Raw genomic sequence first — 18,114 nt, 5'->3', positions numbered from 1 at the left:
CGCTCTCGCCACGTCTCCACACCGCGCACCGTCACCGTGTTTCACGGCGCACAAGCCAAAGAACGTTGAAGCGGAATACGTCAGACGTTGAACCGGAACTCCACGACGTCGCCGTCGTGCATGACGTATTCCTTGCCCTCCATGCGCACCTTGCCCGCGGCCTTGGCGGCCTGCATCGAGCCGGCGGCGTCGAGGTCGTCGAACGAGACGATTTCGGCCTTGATGAAGCCCTTTTCGAAGTCCGTGTGGATGACGCCGGCCGCCTTGGGTGCGGTGTCGCCCTGGTGAATTGTCCACGCGCGCGACTCTTTTGGCCCCGCGGTCAGGTAGGTCTGCAAGCCGAGCGTGTGGAATCCGGCCCGCGCGAGCGAGCGCAGGCCCGGCTCGTCCTGCCCGATGGAGTCGAGCAGTTCCTGAGCGTCGGCCTCGTCGAGTTCGAGTAGCTCGCTCTCGACCTTGGCGTCGAGGAACACCGCGTCGGCAGGTGCGACGGCGGCCTTGAGTTCGGCCTTGCGGGCGTCGTCGGTCAGGATCGACTCGTCGGCGTTGAACACATAGAGGAACGGCTTGGCGGTCATCAGGTGCAGTTCGCGCACCGACGAGAGATCGAACGAATCCTGCTGCGAGAACAGGGTTTTGCCTGAGTCGAGGATCTCCTGGGCCTTCTTCGCGGCGTCAAGCACCTCGGCCTGGTCCTTGTTCTTGCGCGCTTCCTTCTCGAGCCGCGGAATGGCCTTCTCGAGTGTCTGCATGTCGGCGAGGATCAGCTCGGTCTCGATGACCTCGATGTCCGCGAACGGGTCGACACGGCCATCGACATGCACGACGTCGTCGTCGGCGAAGACACGGACGACCTGACAGATGGCGTCGGCCTCGCGGATGTTGGCCAGGAACTGGTTGCCCATGCCCTCGCCCTCGGAGGCGCCTTTGACGATGCCCGCGATGTCGACGAACGACACGGTTGCGGGAAGGATGCGCTCGCTGCCGAAGATCTCGGCGAGGCGGTCGAGTCGCTTGTCGGGCAACTCCACCACGCCGACGTTGGGCTCGATCGTGGCGAACGGATAGTTCGCCGCGAGGACGTCGTTACGGGTCAGCGCATTGAAAAGGGTGGACTTGCCGACGTTGGGAAGTCCGACGATGCCGAGGGTGAGACTCACGGGTGTCCAGTCTACGGTGACGCGTCGGCGTCGTTTGCGTCGCCACCACCGGCGTCGGGTGGCTCCTTGTCGTCGGGCACCCCGACATTCTCGGTCACCGGGGCGCCCTGTGGCGGCAAGGCCTCCCCGGCCCGCTCGGCTATTCGTTCGTTGAGGTACCGCGAGACGACGGTGAATGTCGCAGCGGCAGGCACCGCGAGGAACGCACCGGTGATGCCGAAGATCGAACCGCCGAGGGTGACCGCGAGCAGCACGATGACGGCGTGCAGGTTCATCGACTTGGCCTGCAACCACGGCTGCAGCACGTTCCCCTCGAGTTGCTGCACGGCGATGATGATCGCGAGAACGATCAGCGCGGTGGTCAGGCCGTTCGACACGAGCGCGATCAACACTGCAAGGGCGCCCGCCACGAACGCGCCGACGATGGGGATGAAGCCACCCATGAAGGTGATCACCACGAGCACCCCGGCAAGCGGCACCTGCAGGATGAAGAGGCCGATGCCGATGAACGTCGCGTCGACCAGGCTCACGATGGCCTGCGTGCGGATGAAGCCACCGAGGGTGCTCCACATACGACGCAGCACTTCGCTGATGTGTGTTGCCGACGGGTTCCCGATGGTGCGGTCTATCCACGGGGTGAATTTGGGTCCGTCCTTCAGGAAGAAGAACACCAGGACGATCAAGGTGAATAGGGTGACGAGCACCGAGGTCGCCGTCCCGACCCCACTGAACACGCCCGAGGCGATGGTGGCCGAACTCGACTGCAGTTTGCTGACGATTGCGTGAACGGCGTTGTCGATCTGCTCGTCTCGAACGTTGAGCGGCGGACCCTGCGCCCATTGCTGGAGCCGCTGCACACCGTCGGTGGCGCGGTTGGCCAGCTCGGGCGCCTGCGCAACCACCGACGGAACGATCAGGCCGATCACGGCAGCGACAATGCCGATCGCGACCAACATCATCACCAGAGCGGCCGCCGCTGGTGGGACACCTTTTCGACGCATCCATGCGACGGGCGGCCACAGGACCGTGCAGACGATGATCGCCAAGAGAACCGGCAGAAGGATCACCCACAGCTTGCCGACCACCCACAGCAACACCCACACGGCAGCCACGACGAGCACGGCCTGCAGTGCGACGATCGCCGACTCGCGTAGGCCCTCCCGGATCACCGACATCCGGGTCGGGTGCGTACGTTCGCCAGCCGCTCCGGAGTCGGTCGCGGTCGTGGCGGGCGTCGCCTCAGCGGGTGTGGATTCAGGTGTCGCAGGTACGTTCTCGGACGAAGCGGTCACGCGATGATCCTCACATGAGCCGTCGCCTCACGCGAAAGGCTCCCTCCCTCACGCGGTTCAGTGGCGCGCGAAAGTCCGCTTGAGCCAGCGCAGCAGCGCGTTGATCGCCTCGATCTCGGCGAGCATGGGGGTCAAGATCTCCGGCGGAACCGGAGCGTCGTCGTCCGCGGTTCCACGTCGAGGGCTTGCCGTCGCAGAAGCGTCGCCAGCGGAAGCGACGCCGCCGTCCGCGCGGGCCATGCGGGTCGACGACGTGCCGTCGAGGTGGGCGAGGTCGTCGACGCTTGCACTCGGCTCGGACAGCTGTTGCTCGGCGAGAATGCTGTCGACCGTCTCGGATCCGTACAGTCCGCGCAGTATGTCCAAACCCCACTCGGGATACTCCGCGAGCGGGAGTTCACGGTTGCGACCTCGATGTCGAAAACCGCCGAAGTGTGTGCTCATGCCGATCATGGTGCCACCGAAATGTAATCTACGTCACGTTTTTGCTGGTATTCCGATGGTGTCGTAGCGATGGCCGATTTCCGCCAGAAACCGACCATCGCGCCGTGTCAGAGTGGACGAGTGAGCACCTCGCCGACGACCCCTGACCTCGACTTCGACACCTTCTACCGAGCGTTGTCGGCTCGAGATCGACGATTCGACGGCCAGTTCTTCGTCACCGTGCACACGACCGGCATCTACTGCCGCCCGTCGTGTCCCGCCCGGACACCACTACCCGCCAACGTCTCCTTCGTCCCGACCGCCGCAGCAGCCCAGACGCGCGGCTTCCGCGCGTGCCGACGCTGCGCACCCGACGCCGTGCCCGGCTCACCGAGATGGAATGCCAACGCCGATCTCGGTGCGCGAGCGATGCGACTCATCACCGACGGCGTGGTGGAACGAGACGGTGTCGACGGCCTTGCCGCGGCACTCGGCTACTCCCCTCGCCATCTCACCCGAGTGCTGAACGACGAACTCGGCGCAGGCCCCCTCGCGCTGGCCCGCGCACACCGTGCAACCAATGCACGCATACTCATCCAGCGCACGACGATGCCGATGGCCGACGTCGCATTCGCCGCAGGGTTCTCGAGCGTGCGGCAGTTCAACGACACAATCCGCGAAATCTTTGGCCTCACGCCGACGCGATTGCGCGCACTCCGCGGTAGCGGCGCCACCGATCCCGATGCTCATGCCGAGGGCGGTGTGATCTCGTTGCGGCTGCCCTACCGCGACCCCTTCGACGCCTCCTGGCCCGCAACACTCTTGGGCGCGCACGCCGTCGACTCGATGGAAGAGTTCACCGGTGATCCCGCGGGAGACTGGACGTTCGCGCGTGTCCTCACCCTCCCGCGTGGGAATGCCCTGGTTCGGATCTCACCGGGATCGGGGCCCGAGCGACACGGTGGCTATCTACGAGTCGATCTCTTACACCTCGACACCCGAGACCTCGGCGCAGCGGTGTCGCGTGTGCGTCGACTCCTCGACCTCGATGCCGACGCCGCTGCAGCAGAAGACGTGTTACGACGCGATCCGCGCCTCGCACCCCTCATCGATGCAGGCCCCGGCATCCGGTTGCCCGGGTCACCAGACCCGGCAGAGGCTCTGATCCGCACGATGATGGGCCAGCAGATCAGCGTCCGCGCGGCACGCCATCACGTCGGGGCGCTGGTCTCGGCGCTCGGTGAGACCACCGGGTGGACCGACGGTCCCGAACGCGCGTTCCCGACTGCGACGGCGATTGCCGAGCAAGGTCGGTCGGTGTTGCGCGGCCCGCGTGCGCGCGTCGACGCCATCGTCGCCGCAGCGTCGGCGATCGCGGAAAATTCGGTGGAACTTCACCAGGGGGTCGCTGCGTCTGAGTTGCGTGCTCGTCTCCTGACTCTGCGCGGGGTCGGGGCGTGGACCGCCGACTACGTGACGATGGTCGTCACCGGCGACCCCGACACCCTGCTCCACCACGACCTCGTGGTGCGGCATGCCGCGAACGATCTAGGCATCGACCTCACCGCCACTCAGGAATGGGCACCGTGGCGCTCCTACGCATCAATGCACCTGTGGCGCCATCGGCTCGGGCAGCAGCTCGGCACGGTCGCCTGACCTGCCGATGTCGGCGTGTCCGCGCACCTAACTGCACCGACACACGCCAGGAGGCAACCATGACGACACTCGACGCCGTACCCACCGACCCCGACACGACAGCCACAGAGCCGTCAACAGTTGACGCCCCAGCGGCCGAGTCATCAGCGGCCCACGCGACCGTCGCGACGCCGACGGGTCCCTTCACTTTTGTCGTCGACGACGCGGGCGCGGTGTTGGCGTCGGGTTGGACCGACGACGCCGCGTCACTGTTGCCGTCGATCCACCGCGTGTTGCGACCGGCGTCGTCTCGGTGGTCGCAGGAACTCACCGCCGTGAGCGACGCGGTCGAGGCCTATTACGCGGGGCAACTCGACGCGATCGACGCGGTGGCGGTCCGGCAGCGTTCGGGCCCCTACGTGGAGAAGGTCTGGGAGTCGCTGCGCGCCGTAGCGCCGGGCAGTCCCACGACGTTCGCCCAACTCGCCGAGGCCGCTGGACACCCGACGGCGATTCGCGCCACCGCCACCGCGTGCGCGAGAAATGGGGCCACACTGTTCGTTCCGTGCCACCGTGTACTTCGCCAGGACGGCACGGTCGCGGGTTTCCGCTACGGCAAGCCGCTCAAGCAATGGCTGCTCACCTATGAGGACGGCGGGACCCCGACGTTCTGACCACCACGGCCCCTGAACTTCGAGCCCCCTGACCTGCGACGACGGAGAATTGTCGGTACCGGACGGCACCATCACTGTCATGTTGTCCGTCGCTGTCGCTCTCTTCGTGGGTCTGTTGCTCGGTGCCGTGCTGGGTTGGCTGGCCAACGCGTCACGCTCGGCCGCGGCGGTATCGGCGGCACGCACCGAGGCCGACGCGCTGCGCAGCTCTCAGGAGCTCGCAGCGCGATCGCTGTCGGCGGCAAGCGAAGACGCCGCACGCAGACAGTCGACGGCGATCGGCACACAGGTCACCCATATCGTCGAGCCGCTGCGCGGGGTGTTGGGCCAGTTGTCGGAGGAACTGCGCAGGGTCGAGCACAACCGGATCGGTGCGTATTCGGGTCTCGCCGAGCAGGTGCGCGGCATGCACATTGCCTCACAGCAGCTCTCGAACGAGACCCGCGCGCTGGCCAACGCCCTGCACACACCGCACGTCAGGGGCCGGTGGGGCGAACTGCAGCTCGAACGGGTCGTAGAGCTGGCAGGCATGAGCGAGCATTGCGACTTCAGCACGCAGGTGTCGGCCGAGTCAGACATGGCGGGCCAGGTTCGTCCGGACATGGTGATCCACCTGGCGGGCAACCGCGACATCGTCGTCGACGCGAAGGTTCCGCTGCATGCGTACCTATCCGTCGCGGACTGCAGCGATCCGGACAAACAGGCGGCACTCCTGGCCGACCACGCGCGGGCGGTCAGGGCGCACATCACGCAGTTGGCCTCGAAGACGTACTGGACGGCGTTCGCGAACACCCCCGAGATGGTCGTGCTGTTCGTACCCGGCGACCCGATCCTCGACGCCGCGGTGCGCGCCGACCCAGCGCTCATCGAGTACGGCTTCACGCGCAACGTCGTGGTGACGACCCCGACCAGCCTCATCGCGCTACTGCGCACAGTCGCTCTCGGGTGGCGCCACGACGCCCTCGCCGCCGACGCCGCAACGATCAGAGAGCTCGGCGTCGAACTTCATCATCGACTCGGATCGGTCCTGAGCCACCTCGACCGAACAGGCGCCTCACTGCGTCGGGCGGTTGAGTCGTTCAACTCGACGCTCGGCGCCGTCGACAGCCGCGTCGGGGTGACGGCTCGCAAATTGGCGTCGCTCGAATCTCTCGGAATCTCCTCCGAACCGGAACGGCCCAGCCCTGTCGACGTCGGGGTGCGCCCCACTCCCGGAATGCCCGTATCGCAGTCCGACAACCCGGACCCAATACCCGACGAACCAGACGCGCGCGCAACATCGAGCACTGGTTAAGGGAAATCCGGGGATCACCCGGTACCGTCTAGGAGTGCCTTTCCCGCAGCGAAGCCGCTCCGCGGTGCCCGTCGACCAACAGTCGGTACTGCCCAACGTCAGGGGTATCCCCTGGTGGGGCGCCGTTCTGGTGGCCGCGGCCTTCACCGCTGTTGGCGCGATCATCGACGCCAATCAGAGCGACGCACTGGGTTCGGTCTTCAATTTCTTCTACCTCGTCGGCTGCGTCGTCGCTGTTCTCGCCGTACGCAGACGGGCGCTCTTCACCGCCGTCGCGCAACCGCCGCTGATCGCGTTCGGAGTGGGCGTGGTCACTCTGTACGGCCTCAACGCCGACGAGGCGTCGGGTCTCAAGAGCCTGATCTTCAAGGTCCTCCTGCCGATCGCCAACGACTTCCCGTGGATCCTGTTCACCTTCCTCGTGACGCTGGCACTCGGCGTCGGCCGTTGGTACATCACGCGCGGCCAGTCACTCACCGATTCGCCGGCACCGAAACGTCGAGCACGCCCGGCAGGCACCGAGCACACGTTCAAGAATTCGGCGTCGAAGGACTCGACGCCGCGCACCGCGCAAGCCGGGAAATCCAAGGCCGCGAACTCGAAGGCTGGGAACCCCAAGGCTGGCAACCCCAAGGCCACGCGTTCGACGCAGCGGGGCGCACCGAAGTCAGACGACGGACAACAATCGGACAGCACTCAGCGTCGGGCGAAAGCTGCTCGACCGGAGTCCGACGCGACACCACGCCCACGCAAAGCGCCCGCACAGGCACCGTCGAGCGACGACCCACGTCCCCGCCGCCGAGCCTCCGGAGAGCCGGGCGAGCGCAGCAGGGGTGAGCGAAACCAGGCTGAGCGCGGCGCAGGGCGTGAACGCCAGGCCCGCGACGGCCGCGAGCGTCCGGCCACCGACGACGCCGCGCGCACTCGTCCGCCGCGGCCCGCACCGCCACAGGACCCTCGCTCGCGCGCGACTGCCGGGCAGGTACAGCGCACTGCTGCGGGCGAGCAACTCGACGGTCAGCCCGTCCGTGCTACCGCCGCCGCCGATCTCGATCGGTATGAGCCCGCGACGCGATCGTCGGGTTCCGCTGTCTACCAGACCACGCGCGCCCGCAACCAGCGCTGAGCCTCACGCCCCTCTGTCGGCAAGCCAATCGCCGAGTAGGCGCGCCGCGTCGTCGACCAACGACGGCCAATCCATTGCCTGCTCGTCGGCGCCATCGCTGACCACTTTGACCAATTGGCACCGGACGTCGAATGCGGCCGCGACGTATGCGGCGGCACAGCCCTCCATGTCGACGAGGTCTGCGTGCTGTGCCAGGCTCGCGCGACGTAGCGGGTCGGCAACAAAAGTGTCGCCCGAGGCGAGTACCGAACCGTCGCCGTCCGGAACCTCCCACCGATCGACGATCGGGTATCCCATGGCACGCAGTTCCGTCGCGCTGATGTCGTGTTCGACGACCACCGACGGCAGAAACAACCCCGCGTGATGATCGTGCAGCGCTCCCGCTGTACCGATGTTGACGACGAGCCTCGTCGACGGCGCCGATGGGTCGGCCAGTGCGCGGGTCAATGCGGCGGTCGCGCGCATCTTGCCGATCCCCGTGACGAGCAGCCGCGCACCGGGCGGCACGTACTTCGCCTCGGCGTGGGTGGCCGAGACGATGAGAATCGAGGGATCGAAGTCGGGGTCAAGCGGCGTCGAATTCATCGGTCGCCTCCTGCAAGGGCCAGTGTCGCCCGGGCCGCATCGCCAAGCGCCACACCGTATCCGGGTCCGTGTCGAACCGAATGCACCGCGAGGGGATGCATCTGGTGTAGCGGAATTCGTTGTCGCCAGCCGTCGGTCAGTGGATGTGCCCGCTCATACGATTCGACGACGCTGTCGAGGTGCGGGCAGCCGAACAGCGCGAGCATCGCGAGGTCGGTCTCTCGGTGTCCGCCGTGCCCAGCGGGATCAATGAGGACTGCACCGTCGGGCGTCCACACCACGTTTCCACCCCATAGGTCACCGTGCAGACGTGACGGTGGAGCACCGTCGTCGAACGTTCCGGAGGCGATGAGATCGCAGGCTTGTCGAGTCGACTCTGCGTCACGCTGCGTGACATTGCCTGCGGCGATTCCCGCTTCGAGGAACGGCAGCACGCGCGCAGAGGCATAGAACTCGCCCCAGCGGTCAAGCTCGACGGTGGGCAGGGGCAGCTTCCCGATGAATTGCCTGCCGTCGTAACCATCTGGTGGAGAACCGAATTGGGCCGCGCCCGCATCGTGGGTGCGGGCAAGCATGTGGCCGAGATCCTCGGCTGCCGCGACGGTCGGGCGTGTGGTCGTCAGTCGTTCGAGTTCGATGTTGTTCGCGGACACCGAGATCACGTCGACAACCCGCGCTCCCCCTGCGGCCAGCCACCGCAACGACGCCGCTTCGGCTGCGAAGAAATCTGGATCGTCGCCCGTCGCAACGGTTTTGACGAAGGAGTTATTCACCCGCGGTCCGCTGTCGTCCCCGACTGCGCGCGTCCTCTTCCGACCGCGTCTCGAGTGTCGTGCCCGCAACACGCGCGAGGTGGTCGAACTGGTTGTTGGCGATGCGCATGACGATTTCGTACGGCAGCGCGAACTTGCGCGCCCACCAGTACCCGAACCGCGTATCGAAGGACGTGTAGACCATGAATTTGTTCTTCCGTACCCCTGCGAGAATTTTGGCCGCAGCGGTTTCCGGACTGACCGAGATGCGGTGAAAGTGGCCGATGGCCTTGGCAACTCGCGGATCGTCGCGGTCGACTCCGACAATGCTCACGGTGTCGACCAACGGGGTCGCGACGGCACCTGGACACACCAGCGAGACACCGATGCCGTGTCGGCGCAGATCGAACCTCAACACCTCGGAGACACCACGGATACCGAATTTGCTCGCGCTGTACGCGGCGTGCCACGGAAGGGCGAGCAGCCCCGCCGCCGACGAGACGTTCACGAGGTGCCCGCCCTGGCCGCGTCGAACCATCTGCGGCACAAAGGATTCGATGATGTGAATCGGCCCCATGAGGTTGACGTCGACCATTGACCGCCAGTGCTTGTGCTGCAGATTCTCGACGGTGCCCCACACGGAGATACCCGCGATGTTCATCACCACGTCCATCACCCCGACCTCGGCGTCGACCTGACGCGCGAACGCCGACACCCATTCGTAGTCGGAGACATCGCCCGCGAGGTGAAAGAGCACCGCGCCGCCTGCAGCGGTTATCTCCGCGACTACCTCGTCGAGTGGCTCGGCGTGCAGATCGGTCAGCACCAGTTCGGCGCCCTGAGCCGCTGCTGCTTCTGCCGTCGCCCGGCCGATTCCGCTCGCCGCGCCGGTGATCAGCACCTTACGACCACGCAACGACGGCACCGGAGTCTTCATGACGAGATCACGGATACCCATGGTTTCCAACAGTAGCCGCAGGTTCAGCGGACGCGAGTGCGGACCGACCGATCAGCCAAGCGGTGTATCGATGCTTATCCGATGGGCAGTTTGCCGTCGAACAACCCGTAGATCACGTCGAGCATCGCGTTGAGCACCTGCGCTGACACGTCGGGCCCCTCGGACAGCAGCAGTTGGGTGATCTCTTTCGGGTCACCCGACTTCAACAACTGCTGAACGAACGGAATCACCAGCGAAAGTCCGCCATCGGAGCTCGGCGCACCCGACGGCGGGGTCGCGGGCGGCTTGTTGAGCGTGTCGGCCGAAGGCGCTGCGGCGCCCGGGCTCGCATAGTTGAGGATTCCGTTGGTGATCGCCATCGCGTACTTCAACTGTCCGTCACGACCGGCGAGAGATGCTGCTTCGGTCGGGTTCGAGAGGTTACCCATCTCGATGAACACGGCCGGCACCGTCGTCAGGTTCACGGCGGCGATGTCGGACCGGGCCTGGATGCCGTCGGCGACACCCGCGTAGTTCGCAGGCGGGAAACCAGCCTTGACGAACGCGTCGCGCATGATGTTCGACGCCTTGCGCCCCTGCCCGCCCTGCACCGCGTTCGCCTTCGCGTCGGGAAGGGGAAGCGTGGGAACGATCATGTGGAAGCCCTTTTTCGCAGCGTCGGCGCCCGCCGTCGTCGAATCGGCGTGCAGGCTGACGGCGACCGCGGCACCCGATCGGCTCGCGGCGGCCGCGCGCTCGTCGACGCATCCGCCCCACCCGGTGTCGTCGGGCCTGCTCAACACCACTCGTGCACCCTGGCTTTCCAGACCGGCTTTGACGAGCTGCGAGATCTGCCAGTTCACTGTGTGCTCAGCAGCCCCGTTGACGCCGGTGGCGCCGGTGGTCTGGCAGTCTTTCTTGCCGCCGCGGCCGTCGGGCACCTGGGCCGACAGACTGTGGCCCGCGGACCCACCCTGATGTCCTGGATCGAGGAACACTGTTTTGCCGGCAAGGGAGGTGCCGGTCGCCGACGGCGCAGCCATCGCGGTTCCGGCCCCTGTCGTAACGGTGACGGTTGCGGTAGCCGCAAACGCGAGCGCAGCGGCAGCAGCAGACACACGGGTCCGCAGGTGTCGTTTCTGGGTCATCACGGTTTCGGGCACGCTCGGCTCATGCCGGGCGAACCTCACTCCTTCCACACGCAACACTGGTCACAACAGTCACATCTTTAACAGCTAAGCAGCAGAGTGTGCAATGGGGAAATCGGTGACCTGGGACGATGAGATTCGTTAGGCACCTGTGACGTCCCTGCAATCGATGGGACTCGCTCCTACCTCAGGGAGAGTCGATCAGTGAGCGTCGGGCAGGTGACGAGTGATGTGCAAAATGCCGTACTCGTCGTCGGCCGTTTCGGCTGTCGCCAGGATGGACTCGAGTGCCTCCCGTGCGGCAACACGATCCATGCCTGATCCGATCGCGACGATCCTGGTTCGGGGCTCCTCCCCCGACCAGCCGTCGCGCGTAATGCGGACAAAGCCGCCGACGCCGTGGACGACGTAACGCTCGGGATACCCCGGCAGATCGAATCGGACCACACCCTTGATGCGATAGCACCCGGCGGGAGGCTCGTGCAGCAGCGCTGCGAGGCGTCGCGGATCGACGGCGTCGGCGGTGTCGAGTTCGACCGACTGGTAGGCGTCGTGCAGGTGCGTGTGCGCCTCGTGCCCTTCAGGGTGTTCGGCGTGGGCGTGTTCGGCGTCGGGGATCAGCATCTCGTCGAGCGTGAGCTGGCGTGGCTCCGTGACGTCTTCGACTTCGCGCGCAAGTCGATCGAACAGCAGCGCCGGATCGATCCGCCCTTCGGCCACCGCGACGACGGGCGCGGACGAATTCACCTCACGGACCGCGGCCACCAACTCCGAGAGCGCCGCAGCGTCGACGAGGTCACGTTTGTTCACGACGACCAGATCGGCGATGGCAATGTGTGAGTCGACTACGGGGTGCCGCTCACGCAACTCCACAAAACCGGCGGCGTCCACCACGTACACGAGTCCGCCGTAGCGCATTGTGGGGTCGTCGAGTCCTGCGACGAGCCGCACGAGCGCCTTGGGTTCGGCGATGCCACTCGCTTCGATCACGATCGCGTCGAGCCCGGCCTCCGGGCGCGCGAGTTCTACCAGCGCGGCGTCGAGTCCCTCTCGGTCGACCGAGCAGCACATGCAGCCGTTGGACAGCGTGACTGCTCCGTCGGCCTGACCCGCCACCAGGAGTGCGTCGATGTTGATGGCGCCGAAGTCGTTGACGAGGACACCGAGCCGCGCCCTGTCCGCGACTCCCCCATCGGTGGTCTGGCCGGCTCCTCCCGCACGGAGGAGATGATTGAGCACGGTCGTCTTGCCCGCACCGAGAAAGCCTGCGAGCACGACGACGGGCACCGCCTCGGCAGTCATGCGGGCGAGTCGGCGAGTCCGTCGAAGCAGTCGGGGCAGACCACTGCCAGCTCGCGTCCCAGCCGATCCGGATAGTTGTCGACGTTGCTCGTCGGCCTACCACACTCGCGGCACCTGCCGACTACAGCGGCGTCGTCGGAGAAGTCGACGGTCATACGCTTGTCGAAGACGTACAGCGAGCCCTCCCAGAGTCCGTTGTCGCCGTACTGCTCGCCATAGCGGACAATGCCGCCGTCGAGTTGATACACCTCCGAGAAGCCGCGCTTACGCATCAGCATCGAGAGCACTTCGCAGCGCACACCGCCCGTGCAGTAGGTGACGACAGGACGATCCTTGAGGTGATCGAGAGCGCCACTGTCGAGGAGCGGAACGAAGTCACGCGTCGTCTCCACGTCCGGTACGACCGCACCGGCGAAACGTCCGATCTGCGCCTCGATCTGATTGCGTCCGTCGAAGAAGACGACGTCGCCTCGCTCGGCAACCAGACGGTGGACGCCATCGGGGTCGAGTCGTTCGCCGCCCCCGATGACGCCATTCTCGTCGACATCGAGTTCATCGGGCGCACCGAATGTGACGATTTCCGGCCGAACCCGAACGACCAGCTTCGGGAAGTCGTCGCCGACACCTTCTGACCATTTGATATCGACATCCCGGAATGCAGGATATTCACGCAATTTTCTGACGTAGCGTTTGACGCTGTCCAGCTCGCCACCGACAGTGGCATTGATACCGTGCGGGGACACGATGATTCTTCCGCGAAGATCAAGCGATTCGCACACGGCTAACTGCCACAGGCGTATCGCTTCGGGATCCGGGAGTGGCGTGAAGACATAGAACAACACGATCTTGGGGGTCGACACAGTGCAAGGGTACGGTCGGCGCCGCGCGCGTTTTCTAGCGGTTCCCGCATTCGCCGCTGCAGCGCTACTCGCCGTTGCGATCACCTCGTGCGGACTGAACACCAGCACCACTCCCTCGTCGATCGTGTTACCGCCAACTGACAACCTGTTGACAGAATCGGATTACCCGAGCTCATCGACCACGATCGCCACCCAAAGCCGTACTGCGACGTTTCTGCCAACCGGGACAATCGGCCGGGCGATAGCGACCGCACCACGCGCCGACAATTCGCGTTATCACCAAGGTTCGACGACCCCACGTGGTCCGGTCATCGAGACGTCGGGGTTTCACTTCACCAGCCCGGATAGAGCTGTCAGTTGCTCCACGGAGATCAACGTCGACGCTTCTCGTCGTGCTCTGACATGCCGGTCAAATGACGGCCAGTCATCGGCGCCACGCCCGGCACGCACACCCCGTTCCTGTGTATGGGCTGAGGATCTCGTCGTCCTGACGGCCGAGCGCGCCCAACAGGGCGGCTGCGAGAATGAGCACCCTGTTTTGTATCGCAGTGCAATCGTCGACTACGGAACGACCATTTCGGTCGGCAGATTCTCGTGTCTGATCGATACCCCTGGAATCTTCTGCCTGCAGTCGGACTCGCAATCCGGATTCTCGCTCAGCTCAAAGGGTTTCGCTCCACTCAACGCCGCAGACAAGGCTCCCGGATCGCTTTCGAACTCCGCGGGGATCGAATCTCCGATAGCTACGACAACCGAGTCCGAGCAGCCCGACAACGACACCCCCGCGTCTCCGACGAATTGAAGTAGGCATTGCTTGATCAGCAATGCTCAGTAGTGACGCAAACCGCATTTCGACGCATGAAGCCTTGCGGCCACTCATACTCACGGCGTCGGCTCGATTACTGATTCCAAGTATTCAAACAAAAGGTGTATAAAGAATGTATATACGATCGGGGTTCGACGAGTCATGACTTCAGAGTCGAGCCGAACGTACAGCCCGCTCGCCCACAAGAACAGCAGTATGTCGCAGTAAGATCGATCCGCTGCGCCCGTAGGTCCACAGCACAACCCGGAGGGGAAAATGGCAAAGAAGGAAATCGTCCAGGTCATCGATGACGTCGACGGGAAAGTACTCGACGAGTACGAAACCGTCCGTTGGAGCCTCGACGGCAAGAGCTACGAGTTCGATACATCGTCGAAGCATGCCCAGCAGTTCCGGGATGGCCTGGCGAAATACATTTCAGTTTCTCGCGCAAGCGGCTCGCGCAGCCCCAAGCGGGTTGCGCAGAACGGCGCCGGCGCAAGAAGCAAAGAGCAGACGCAGGCAATTCGCGCATGGGCAACCAAGAACGGCTTCGAGGTCAGCGACCGCGGTCGAATCCCGCTGAATGTGCTCGAGGCATTCGAAGCAGCACACTGACGTCGAGCGGCACGTCATATCAACTGGCGCACCGCATTGAATCGACACTTGTAACGCCACTGACAAGTAGGGCGTCTACGCAGCATCGGCTGCGTAGACGCCCTACTTGCGTTGACGGCGGTGAGCCAGATGACCAGCTCGTCGGACGGCCGGCGCGTGACGTGAGCGGGACGTTCGGGAGCGCCACGGCCTCACTGCTACGCATGTCGCGATCCACGGGTGACGACCGAATTTGGTTCCGGATACGCGCATGGTGTAGTTTCGCCTTTGCGCTTGGGACGGATTTCGCCGGGCGAAGATTCACGAATACGGGGCTATGGCGCAGCTGGTAGCGCACCACACTGGCAGTGTGGGGGTCAGGGGTTCGAGTCCCCTTAGCTCCACCGAGAAAACCCTCTCCGACCTGATCGGAGAGGGTTTTTTGCTGATTGGTCGTCGTGTTCGGTGTGCAGTCTGGGGCTTCGCGGTATTGAATCGCCCATATGTCACATGGCGAGACTCCCGCCGAGAGCAGGCGTGGCGCCGTCGTCGTGTTTGTGCTCGTGTCGTTCGCCGTCACGTGGCTCATCTGGCTACCGATTCTGATCACAGCTCGGACCGACGGTCTCGGCTCCATGCCGTGGACGTTCTTCCTCGGATCGGCCGGACCCGCATGTGGTGCCGTCGCCGCAGCGATGTGGGAAGGCGGCACGCAAGGGGTGCGGCAGTGGGCACGGCGAACGTTCGCGGTGAACTTCCGGCCGATCTGGTGGCTCGTCGCCATCGGGATGCCGGTGGCCTACGGAGTGATCGCTTATGTGGTGAGTGCGATCGTTACCGGGGAGTGGCCGGATCTCGACCAGTTCGGCGCCACCGAGAAGTTGCCGGGGCTCGCCTGGCCCATCGTGATGGCGGTGTGGATTCTCACCTTCGGCGTCGGAGAGGAAGCCGGATGGCGAGGTTGGCTGCTCCCAACACTCTCACGCCGGATGTCGATCTTCTGGGTGGCGGCCGTGGTGGCAGTGGTCTGGATAGCCTGGCACCTTCCGGCGTTCTACTTCAATCCGACCTACATGGAGATGGGGGCGGGCATCGTCGGCTGGATGCTTGCTCTTTTCTGCGGGTCGTATCTGCTGGCGTGGATGGCGGTGGGCGCGAACTGGAGCATCATTCCGGTGCTGATCTGGCACGCCGGATTCGACCTGCTCACTGCGGCCGATCAATCGGCCGGGATCATCGCCTCCACGATCAGCGCCATCGTCATGGTGCAGGGCGTCTTCTGCGCGGTGTACCTGTGGCGACGACGACGCGACGCTCACCGGCGCTGCACTGCGTAAGTTGCAGTGGGCCAATGACTCGAGCCCCGCTTAGCTCCACGGAAAACCCTCTCCGACGCGGCTCGGGACGTCGCGTCGGAGAGGGTTTCCGTACGGCTCTGCGCTAGCTGGGCAACAGGCGGATCAGGGCTTTTCGATCAGCTTGTATTCCGAGATCAGCTTGCCGACTTCGTTCTCCTGGAACTTGCCGTACAACTTCTCTCGGAGCAGGTGCGGGCCAGGTAGCTTGACTTCTTCGCCGTCCCGCAGCCGTGAAGTCGCGTTGAGCAACTCCCGGACGTCGTAGGTCGATCCATAGACTTCCGGCACGCCACGCTCGATGTCGAGCAACGTGTAGACGGCCTCCATCGGCGTGCGAACCGAGTACTCCGTGGTGAAGATGCAGTCTCGGCTCTGACTCTCGGAGAACTGACCGATGAACGCGAAGTTCACTGCTCCCTCGGGCACCACGGACGGACGGTCGCCGTGCTGGCGTGGCATGAAGAACGCCGTGACGTACGGCATCATGCACGGCACCGCCTTCGCTGCCGTTGCGGCCAACTCGTCGATCTGATTGGTCGGCACACCCATGTGATAGAGCCACTCGCGCGTGATTTCCTCGCCCGTGCACTCGGAAATCGACTTCTTGACGTAGTCGCCCGGGGTGTCGGAGAACAGCGCGTACACCCACACGACGATCTGGTCGGACGGCTGCTGCTTGAAGTGCGGTTGGCGGTTGACCGTCCAACTCATCAGCCAGCTCGAGTCCCGGGCAGTGACGATTCCGCCGGTGACCACTTTGCCGCTGAATGGGTCGCGTTCACAGATCTTGTGGATGTACTCGGGGATACGTTTGTCCAACGTGGTGACCGTGCACGATTCCCACTTGGTCTTGTCGATATCACCGGCGAAGACGTCCGGGTGGCCGAACGCCGGATCTTTCGCGGCGATGCGCCGCCACAGATCCCAGGCCGGCGCCGGTCCGCGGTCCAGTTTGGCCGGAGTCTGGTGGTCACCCTCGTCGGAGTTCTCGGTGAGAGATCCGATGGTCATGAAGACCAGGTCGTTCTCCCCGAGATCGACGCTGCCCTCCTCACCCTTGGTGGTGTAGTGAATCTTGGTGGCTTGCTTGCGCGTGCCATCGATCGTGAAGTCGACGTCGGTCACGGTGGTGGAGAACCGGAACGTGACGCCGTGATCGAGGAGCCATTTGTAGAGCGGGAGCACCAGCGACTCGTACTGGTTGTACTTGGTGAACTTGAGCGTCGAGAGGTCCGGCAATCCCTTGATGTGGTGAATGAACCTATGTAAATAGAGCTTGAACTCCAGTGCACTGTGCCAATTCTCGAATGCGAACATTGTGCGCCAGTACAGCCAGAAGTTGCTGTTCAAGAACTCCTCACTGACGACGTCCTCAATGCGCTTGTTCTCCATCTCCTCTCGGGTGGCGAGGAAGATGCGAACAATGTCCTTTTGGGCCTTGTCGGTGAGCTTGAACTTGAAGTCCGTGCCTGCGTCGACACCCTGCTCCATGGTGACACGCCGCAGCGAGAAGTTCGGATCGTCGTTGTTCAGCCAGAAGTACTCGTCGAGGACACTGGCATCGTCCTGCTCGATCGATGGGATCGAGCGAAACAGATCCCACAGACACTCGAAGTGGGTCTCCATCTCGCGTCCGCCGCGAATGACGAACCCCTTCTTGGGTTCCTTGATGCCGTCCAGCGCGCCACCAGGCAGATCGAGCTCTTCGAAGATGGTGATCTTGTCGCCGGACATTTGCGCATCCCGGATCAGGAACGCCGCTCCCGACAGGGAGGCGAGGCCGGCGCCAACGAACCACGCGGTCTTGTCCTCGACTCCGTCAGGCTTGCGCGGTCGTGCGAAAGCCTCATAGTTGCCGGCACTGTAGTGCATTCTGAATGCCTTCTCTCTGTTGGTCAGTGGTCGTGACGGCAACATGTTCAGCGGCAGAGCGGTCGATCCCACGTTCTCGAAGAAGCTGTGATCGATGCCATTCATTGTCGTCACTCTTGCGAAATCCCGACAATTTCCAGGACCATTTTTCAGGCTAGCCCCAAACCGAGTGCCGCGGTCGGAAAGGCACGAACCTGTGCCATCCCGTCTCGATTCCCACGTCTCACCATGGCAGCTTTGTGATCTGAAGAGCGATAGGGGCGAAAAGTGTTCTTCTCTGCTATTTTTCGGTCCCAC

The 18,114-nt window shown here is 64.3% G+C and carries 16 protein-coding genes and 1 tRNA gene; 7 read left to right on the top strand and 10 right to left on the bottom strand.

Features of this window, described 5'->3' with window-relative positions:
* Nucleotides 1–80 precede the first annotated feature (80 nt).
* Genes ychF through ACRVY7_RS15425 form a run of 3 tightly spaced genes read right to left on the bottom strand, consistent with a single transcriptional unit; the run spans nucleotide 81 to nucleotide 2,896 of the window.
* Nucleotides 81–1,160, bottom strand: coding sequence for a redox-regulated ATPase YchF (gene ychF / locus ACRVY7_RS15435; protein WP_049698527.1), 1,080 nt, complete (start codon nucleotides 1,158–1,160; stop codon nucleotides 81–83).
* 11 nt (nucleotides 1,161–1,171) lie between these two features.
* Nucleotides 1,172–2,452 carry an AI-2E family transporter gene (locus ACRVY7_RS15430; protein ID WP_431817684.1) on the bottom strand — a complete coding sequence of 427 codons (1,281 nt, stop codon included), beginning with the start codon at nucleotides 2,450–2,452 and terminating at the stop codon, nucleotides 1,172–1,174.
* A gap of 57 nt (nucleotides 2,453–2,509) precedes the next feature.
* Nucleotides 2,510–2,896, bottom strand: a complete 387-nt coding sequence (locus ACRVY7_RS15425) for a hypothetical protein (protein ID WP_431817683.1) — start codon at nucleotides 2,894–2,896, stop codon at nucleotides 2,510–2,512.
* 69 nt (nucleotides 2,897–2,965) lie between these two features.
* On the opposite strand from ACRVY7_RS15425, the gene ACRVY7_RS15420 reads away from it, so the two are divergent.
* The 4 genes from ACRVY7_RS15420 (at nucleotide 2,966) to ACRVY7_RS15405 (ending at nucleotide 7,604) form a co-directional block, all read left to right on the top strand.
* Nucleotides 2,966–4,531 carry an Ada metal-binding domain-containing protein gene (locus ACRVY7_RS15420; protein ID WP_431817682.1) on the top strand — a complete coding sequence of 522 codons (1,566 nt, stop codon included), beginning with the start codon at nucleotides 2,966–2,968 and terminating at the stop codon, nucleotides 4,529–4,531.
* Between the two features lie 59 nt (nucleotides 4,532–4,590).
* A complete protein-coding gene (locus ACRVY7_RS15415; protein ID WP_431817681.1) occupies nucleotides 4,591–5,184 on the top strand; it encodes a methylated-DNA--[protein]-cysteine S-methyltransferase in 594 nt (197 codons plus the stop codon).
* A 79-nt stretch (nucleotides 5,185–5,263) separates the two neighbouring features.
* Nucleotides 5,264–6,478 (top strand): DNA recombination protein RmuC, encoded by a 1,215-nt coding sequence (locus tag ACRVY7_RS15410; protein WP_431817680.1) that lies wholly within the window; start codon nucleotides 5,264–5,266, stop codon nucleotides 6,476–6,478.
* A 34-nt stretch (nucleotides 6,479–6,512) separates the two neighbouring features.
* Complete coding sequence (locus tag ACRVY7_RS15405) at nucleotides 6,513–7,604, top strand: DUF6542 domain-containing protein (RefSeq protein WP_431817679.1); 1,092 nt, start codon at nucleotides 6,513–6,515, stop codon at nucleotides 7,602–7,604.
* Between the two features lie 3 nt (nucleotides 7,605–7,607).
* Here ACRVY7_RS15405 and ACRVY7_RS15400 read toward each other — a convergent pair whose 3' ends face one another.
* The 6 genes from ACRVY7_RS15400 to trhO form a co-directional block, all read right to left on the bottom strand.
* Nucleotides 7,608–8,189, bottom strand: a complete 582-nt coding sequence (locus ACRVY7_RS15400) for a nucleosidase (RefSeq protein ID WP_431817678.1) — start codon at nucleotides 8,187–8,189, stop codon at nucleotides 7,608–7,610.
* The gene (locus ACRVY7_RS15395) at nucleotides 8,186–8,962 is read right to left on the bottom strand and encodes a fructosamine kinase family protein (protein ID WP_431817677.1); all 777 of its coding nucleotides are present in this window, start codon (nucleotides 8,960–8,962) and stop codon (nucleotides 8,186–8,188) included. The genes ACRVY7_RS15400 and ACRVY7_RS15395 overlap by 4 nt, the downstream gene beginning before the upstream one ends.
* Nucleotides 8,955–9,899, bottom strand: coding sequence for an SDR family oxidoreductase (locus ACRVY7_RS15390; RefSeq protein WP_431817676.1), 945 nt, complete (start codon nucleotides 9,897–9,899; stop codon nucleotides 8,955–8,957). The genes ACRVY7_RS15395 and ACRVY7_RS15390 overlap by 8 nt, the downstream gene beginning before the upstream one ends.
* Before the next feature lie 74 nt (nucleotides 9,900–9,973).
* On the bottom strand, nucleotides 9,974–11,026 hold the full coding sequence (locus ACRVY7_RS15385; protein WP_431817875.1) for an N-acetylmuramoyl-L-alanine amidase: 1,053 nt from the start codon (nucleotides 11,024–11,026) through the stop codon (nucleotides 9,974–9,976).
* Nucleotides 11,027–11,227: 201 nt separating this feature from the next.
* Nucleotides 11,228–12,328 carry a CobW family GTP-binding protein gene (locus ACRVY7_RS15380; RefSeq protein WP_431817675.1) on the bottom strand — a complete coding sequence of 367 codons (1,101 nt, stop codon included), beginning with the start codon at nucleotides 12,326–12,328 and terminating at the stop codon, nucleotides 11,228–11,230.
* Nucleotides 12,325–13,188: an oxygen-dependent tRNA uridine(34) hydroxylase TrhO gene (trhO, locus tag ACRVY7_RS15375; protein WP_431817674.1), complete on the bottom strand. Its 864-nt coding sequence runs from the start codon at nucleotides 13,186–13,188 to the stop codon at nucleotides 12,325–12,327. The genes ACRVY7_RS15380 and trhO overlap by 4 nt, the downstream gene beginning before the upstream one ends.
* A gap of 1,081 nt (nucleotides 13,189–14,269) precedes the next feature.
* On the opposite strand from trhO, the gene ACRVY7_RS15370 reads away from it, so the two are divergent.
* From ACRVY7_RS15370 to ACRVY7_RS15360, 3 genes are all read left to right on the top strand, one after another.
* Complete coding sequence (locus ACRVY7_RS15370) at nucleotides 14,270–14,608, top strand: histone-like nucleoid-structuring protein Lsr2 (protein ID WP_049698537.1); 339 nt, start codon at nucleotides 14,270–14,272, stop codon at nucleotides 14,606–14,608.
* 310 nt (nucleotides 14,609–14,918) lie between these two features.
* Nucleotides 14,919–14,991 (top strand) — tRNA-Ala (locus ACRVY7_RS15365).
* A 99-nt stretch (nucleotides 14,992–15,090) separates the two neighbouring features.
* On the top strand, nucleotides 15,091–15,924 hold the full coding sequence (locus ACRVY7_RS15360; RefSeq protein WP_431817673.1) for a CPBP family glutamic-type intramembrane protease: 834 nt from the start codon (nucleotides 15,091–15,093) through the stop codon (nucleotides 15,922–15,924).
* A 123-nt stretch (nucleotides 15,925–16,047) separates the two neighbouring features.
* Here ACRVY7_RS15360 and ACRVY7_RS15355 read toward each other — a convergent pair whose 3' ends face one another.
* Nucleotides 16,048–17,817 carry an oleate hydratase gene (locus ACRVY7_RS15355; RefSeq protein WP_064869996.1) on the bottom strand — a complete coding sequence of 590 codons (1,770 nt, stop codon included), beginning with the start codon at nucleotides 17,815–17,817 and terminating at the stop codon, nucleotides 16,048–16,050.
* Nucleotides 17,818–18,114 lie beyond the last annotated feature (297 nt).

It is taken from the genome of Gordonia jacobaea (assembly GCF_965344965.1).
GTDB classification, from domain to species: domain Bacteria; phylum Actinomycetota; class Actinomycetes; order Mycobacteriales; family Mycobacteriaceae; genus Gordonia; species Gordonia jacobaea.
This window is presented reverse-complemented; position numbering and strand designations above follow the sequence as displayed.

Bases quoted from the DNA above. Each gene is read 5' to 3' on its own strand.
- ACRVY7_RS15425 (WP_431817683.1), bottom strand. From the start codon at position 2,896: ATGAGCACACACTTCGGCGGTTTTCGACATCGAGGTCGCAACCGTGAA.
- ACRVY7_RS15415 (WP_431817681.1), top strand. From the start codon at position 4,591: ATGACGACACTCGACGCCGTACCCACCGACCCCGACACGACAGCCACA.
- ACRVY7_RS15385 (WP_431817875.1), bottom strand. From the start codon at position 11,026: ATGACCCAGAAACGACACCTGCGGACCCGTGTGTCTGCTGCTGCCGCT.
- ACRVY7_RS15380 (WP_431817675.1), bottom strand. From the start codon at position 12,328: ATGACTGCCGAGGCGGTGCCCGTCGTCGTGCTCGCAGGCTTTCTCGGT.
- ACRVY7_RS15400 (WP_431817678.1), bottom strand. From the start codon at position 8,189: ATGAATTCGACGCCGCTTGACCCCGACTTCGATCCCTCGATTCTCATC.
- ACRVY7_RS15360 (WP_431817673.1), top strand. From the start codon at position 15,091: ATGTCACATGGCGAGACTCCCGCCGAGAGCAGGCGTGGCGCCGTCGTC.
- ACRVY7_RS15410 (WP_431817680.1), top strand. From the start codon at position 5,264: ATGTTGTCCGTCGCTGTCGCTCTCTTCGTGGGTCTGTTGCTCGGTGCC.
- ACRVY7_RS15355 (WP_064869996.1), bottom strand. From the start codon at position 17,817: ATGCACTACAGTGCCGGCAACTATGAGGCTTTCGCACGACCGCGCAAG.
- ACRVY7_RS15390 (WP_431817676.1), bottom strand. From the start codon at position 9,899: ATGGGTATCCGTGATCTCGTCATGAAGACTCCGGTGCCGTCGTTGCGT.
- ACRVY7_RS15420 (WP_431817682.1), top strand. From the start codon at position 2,966: ATGGCCGATTTCCGCCAGAAACCGACCATCGCGCCGTGTCAGAGTGGA.
- ACRVY7_RS15370 (WP_049698537.1), top strand. From the start codon at position 14,270: ATGGCAAAGAAGGAAATCGTCCAGGTCATCGATGACGTCGACGGGAAA.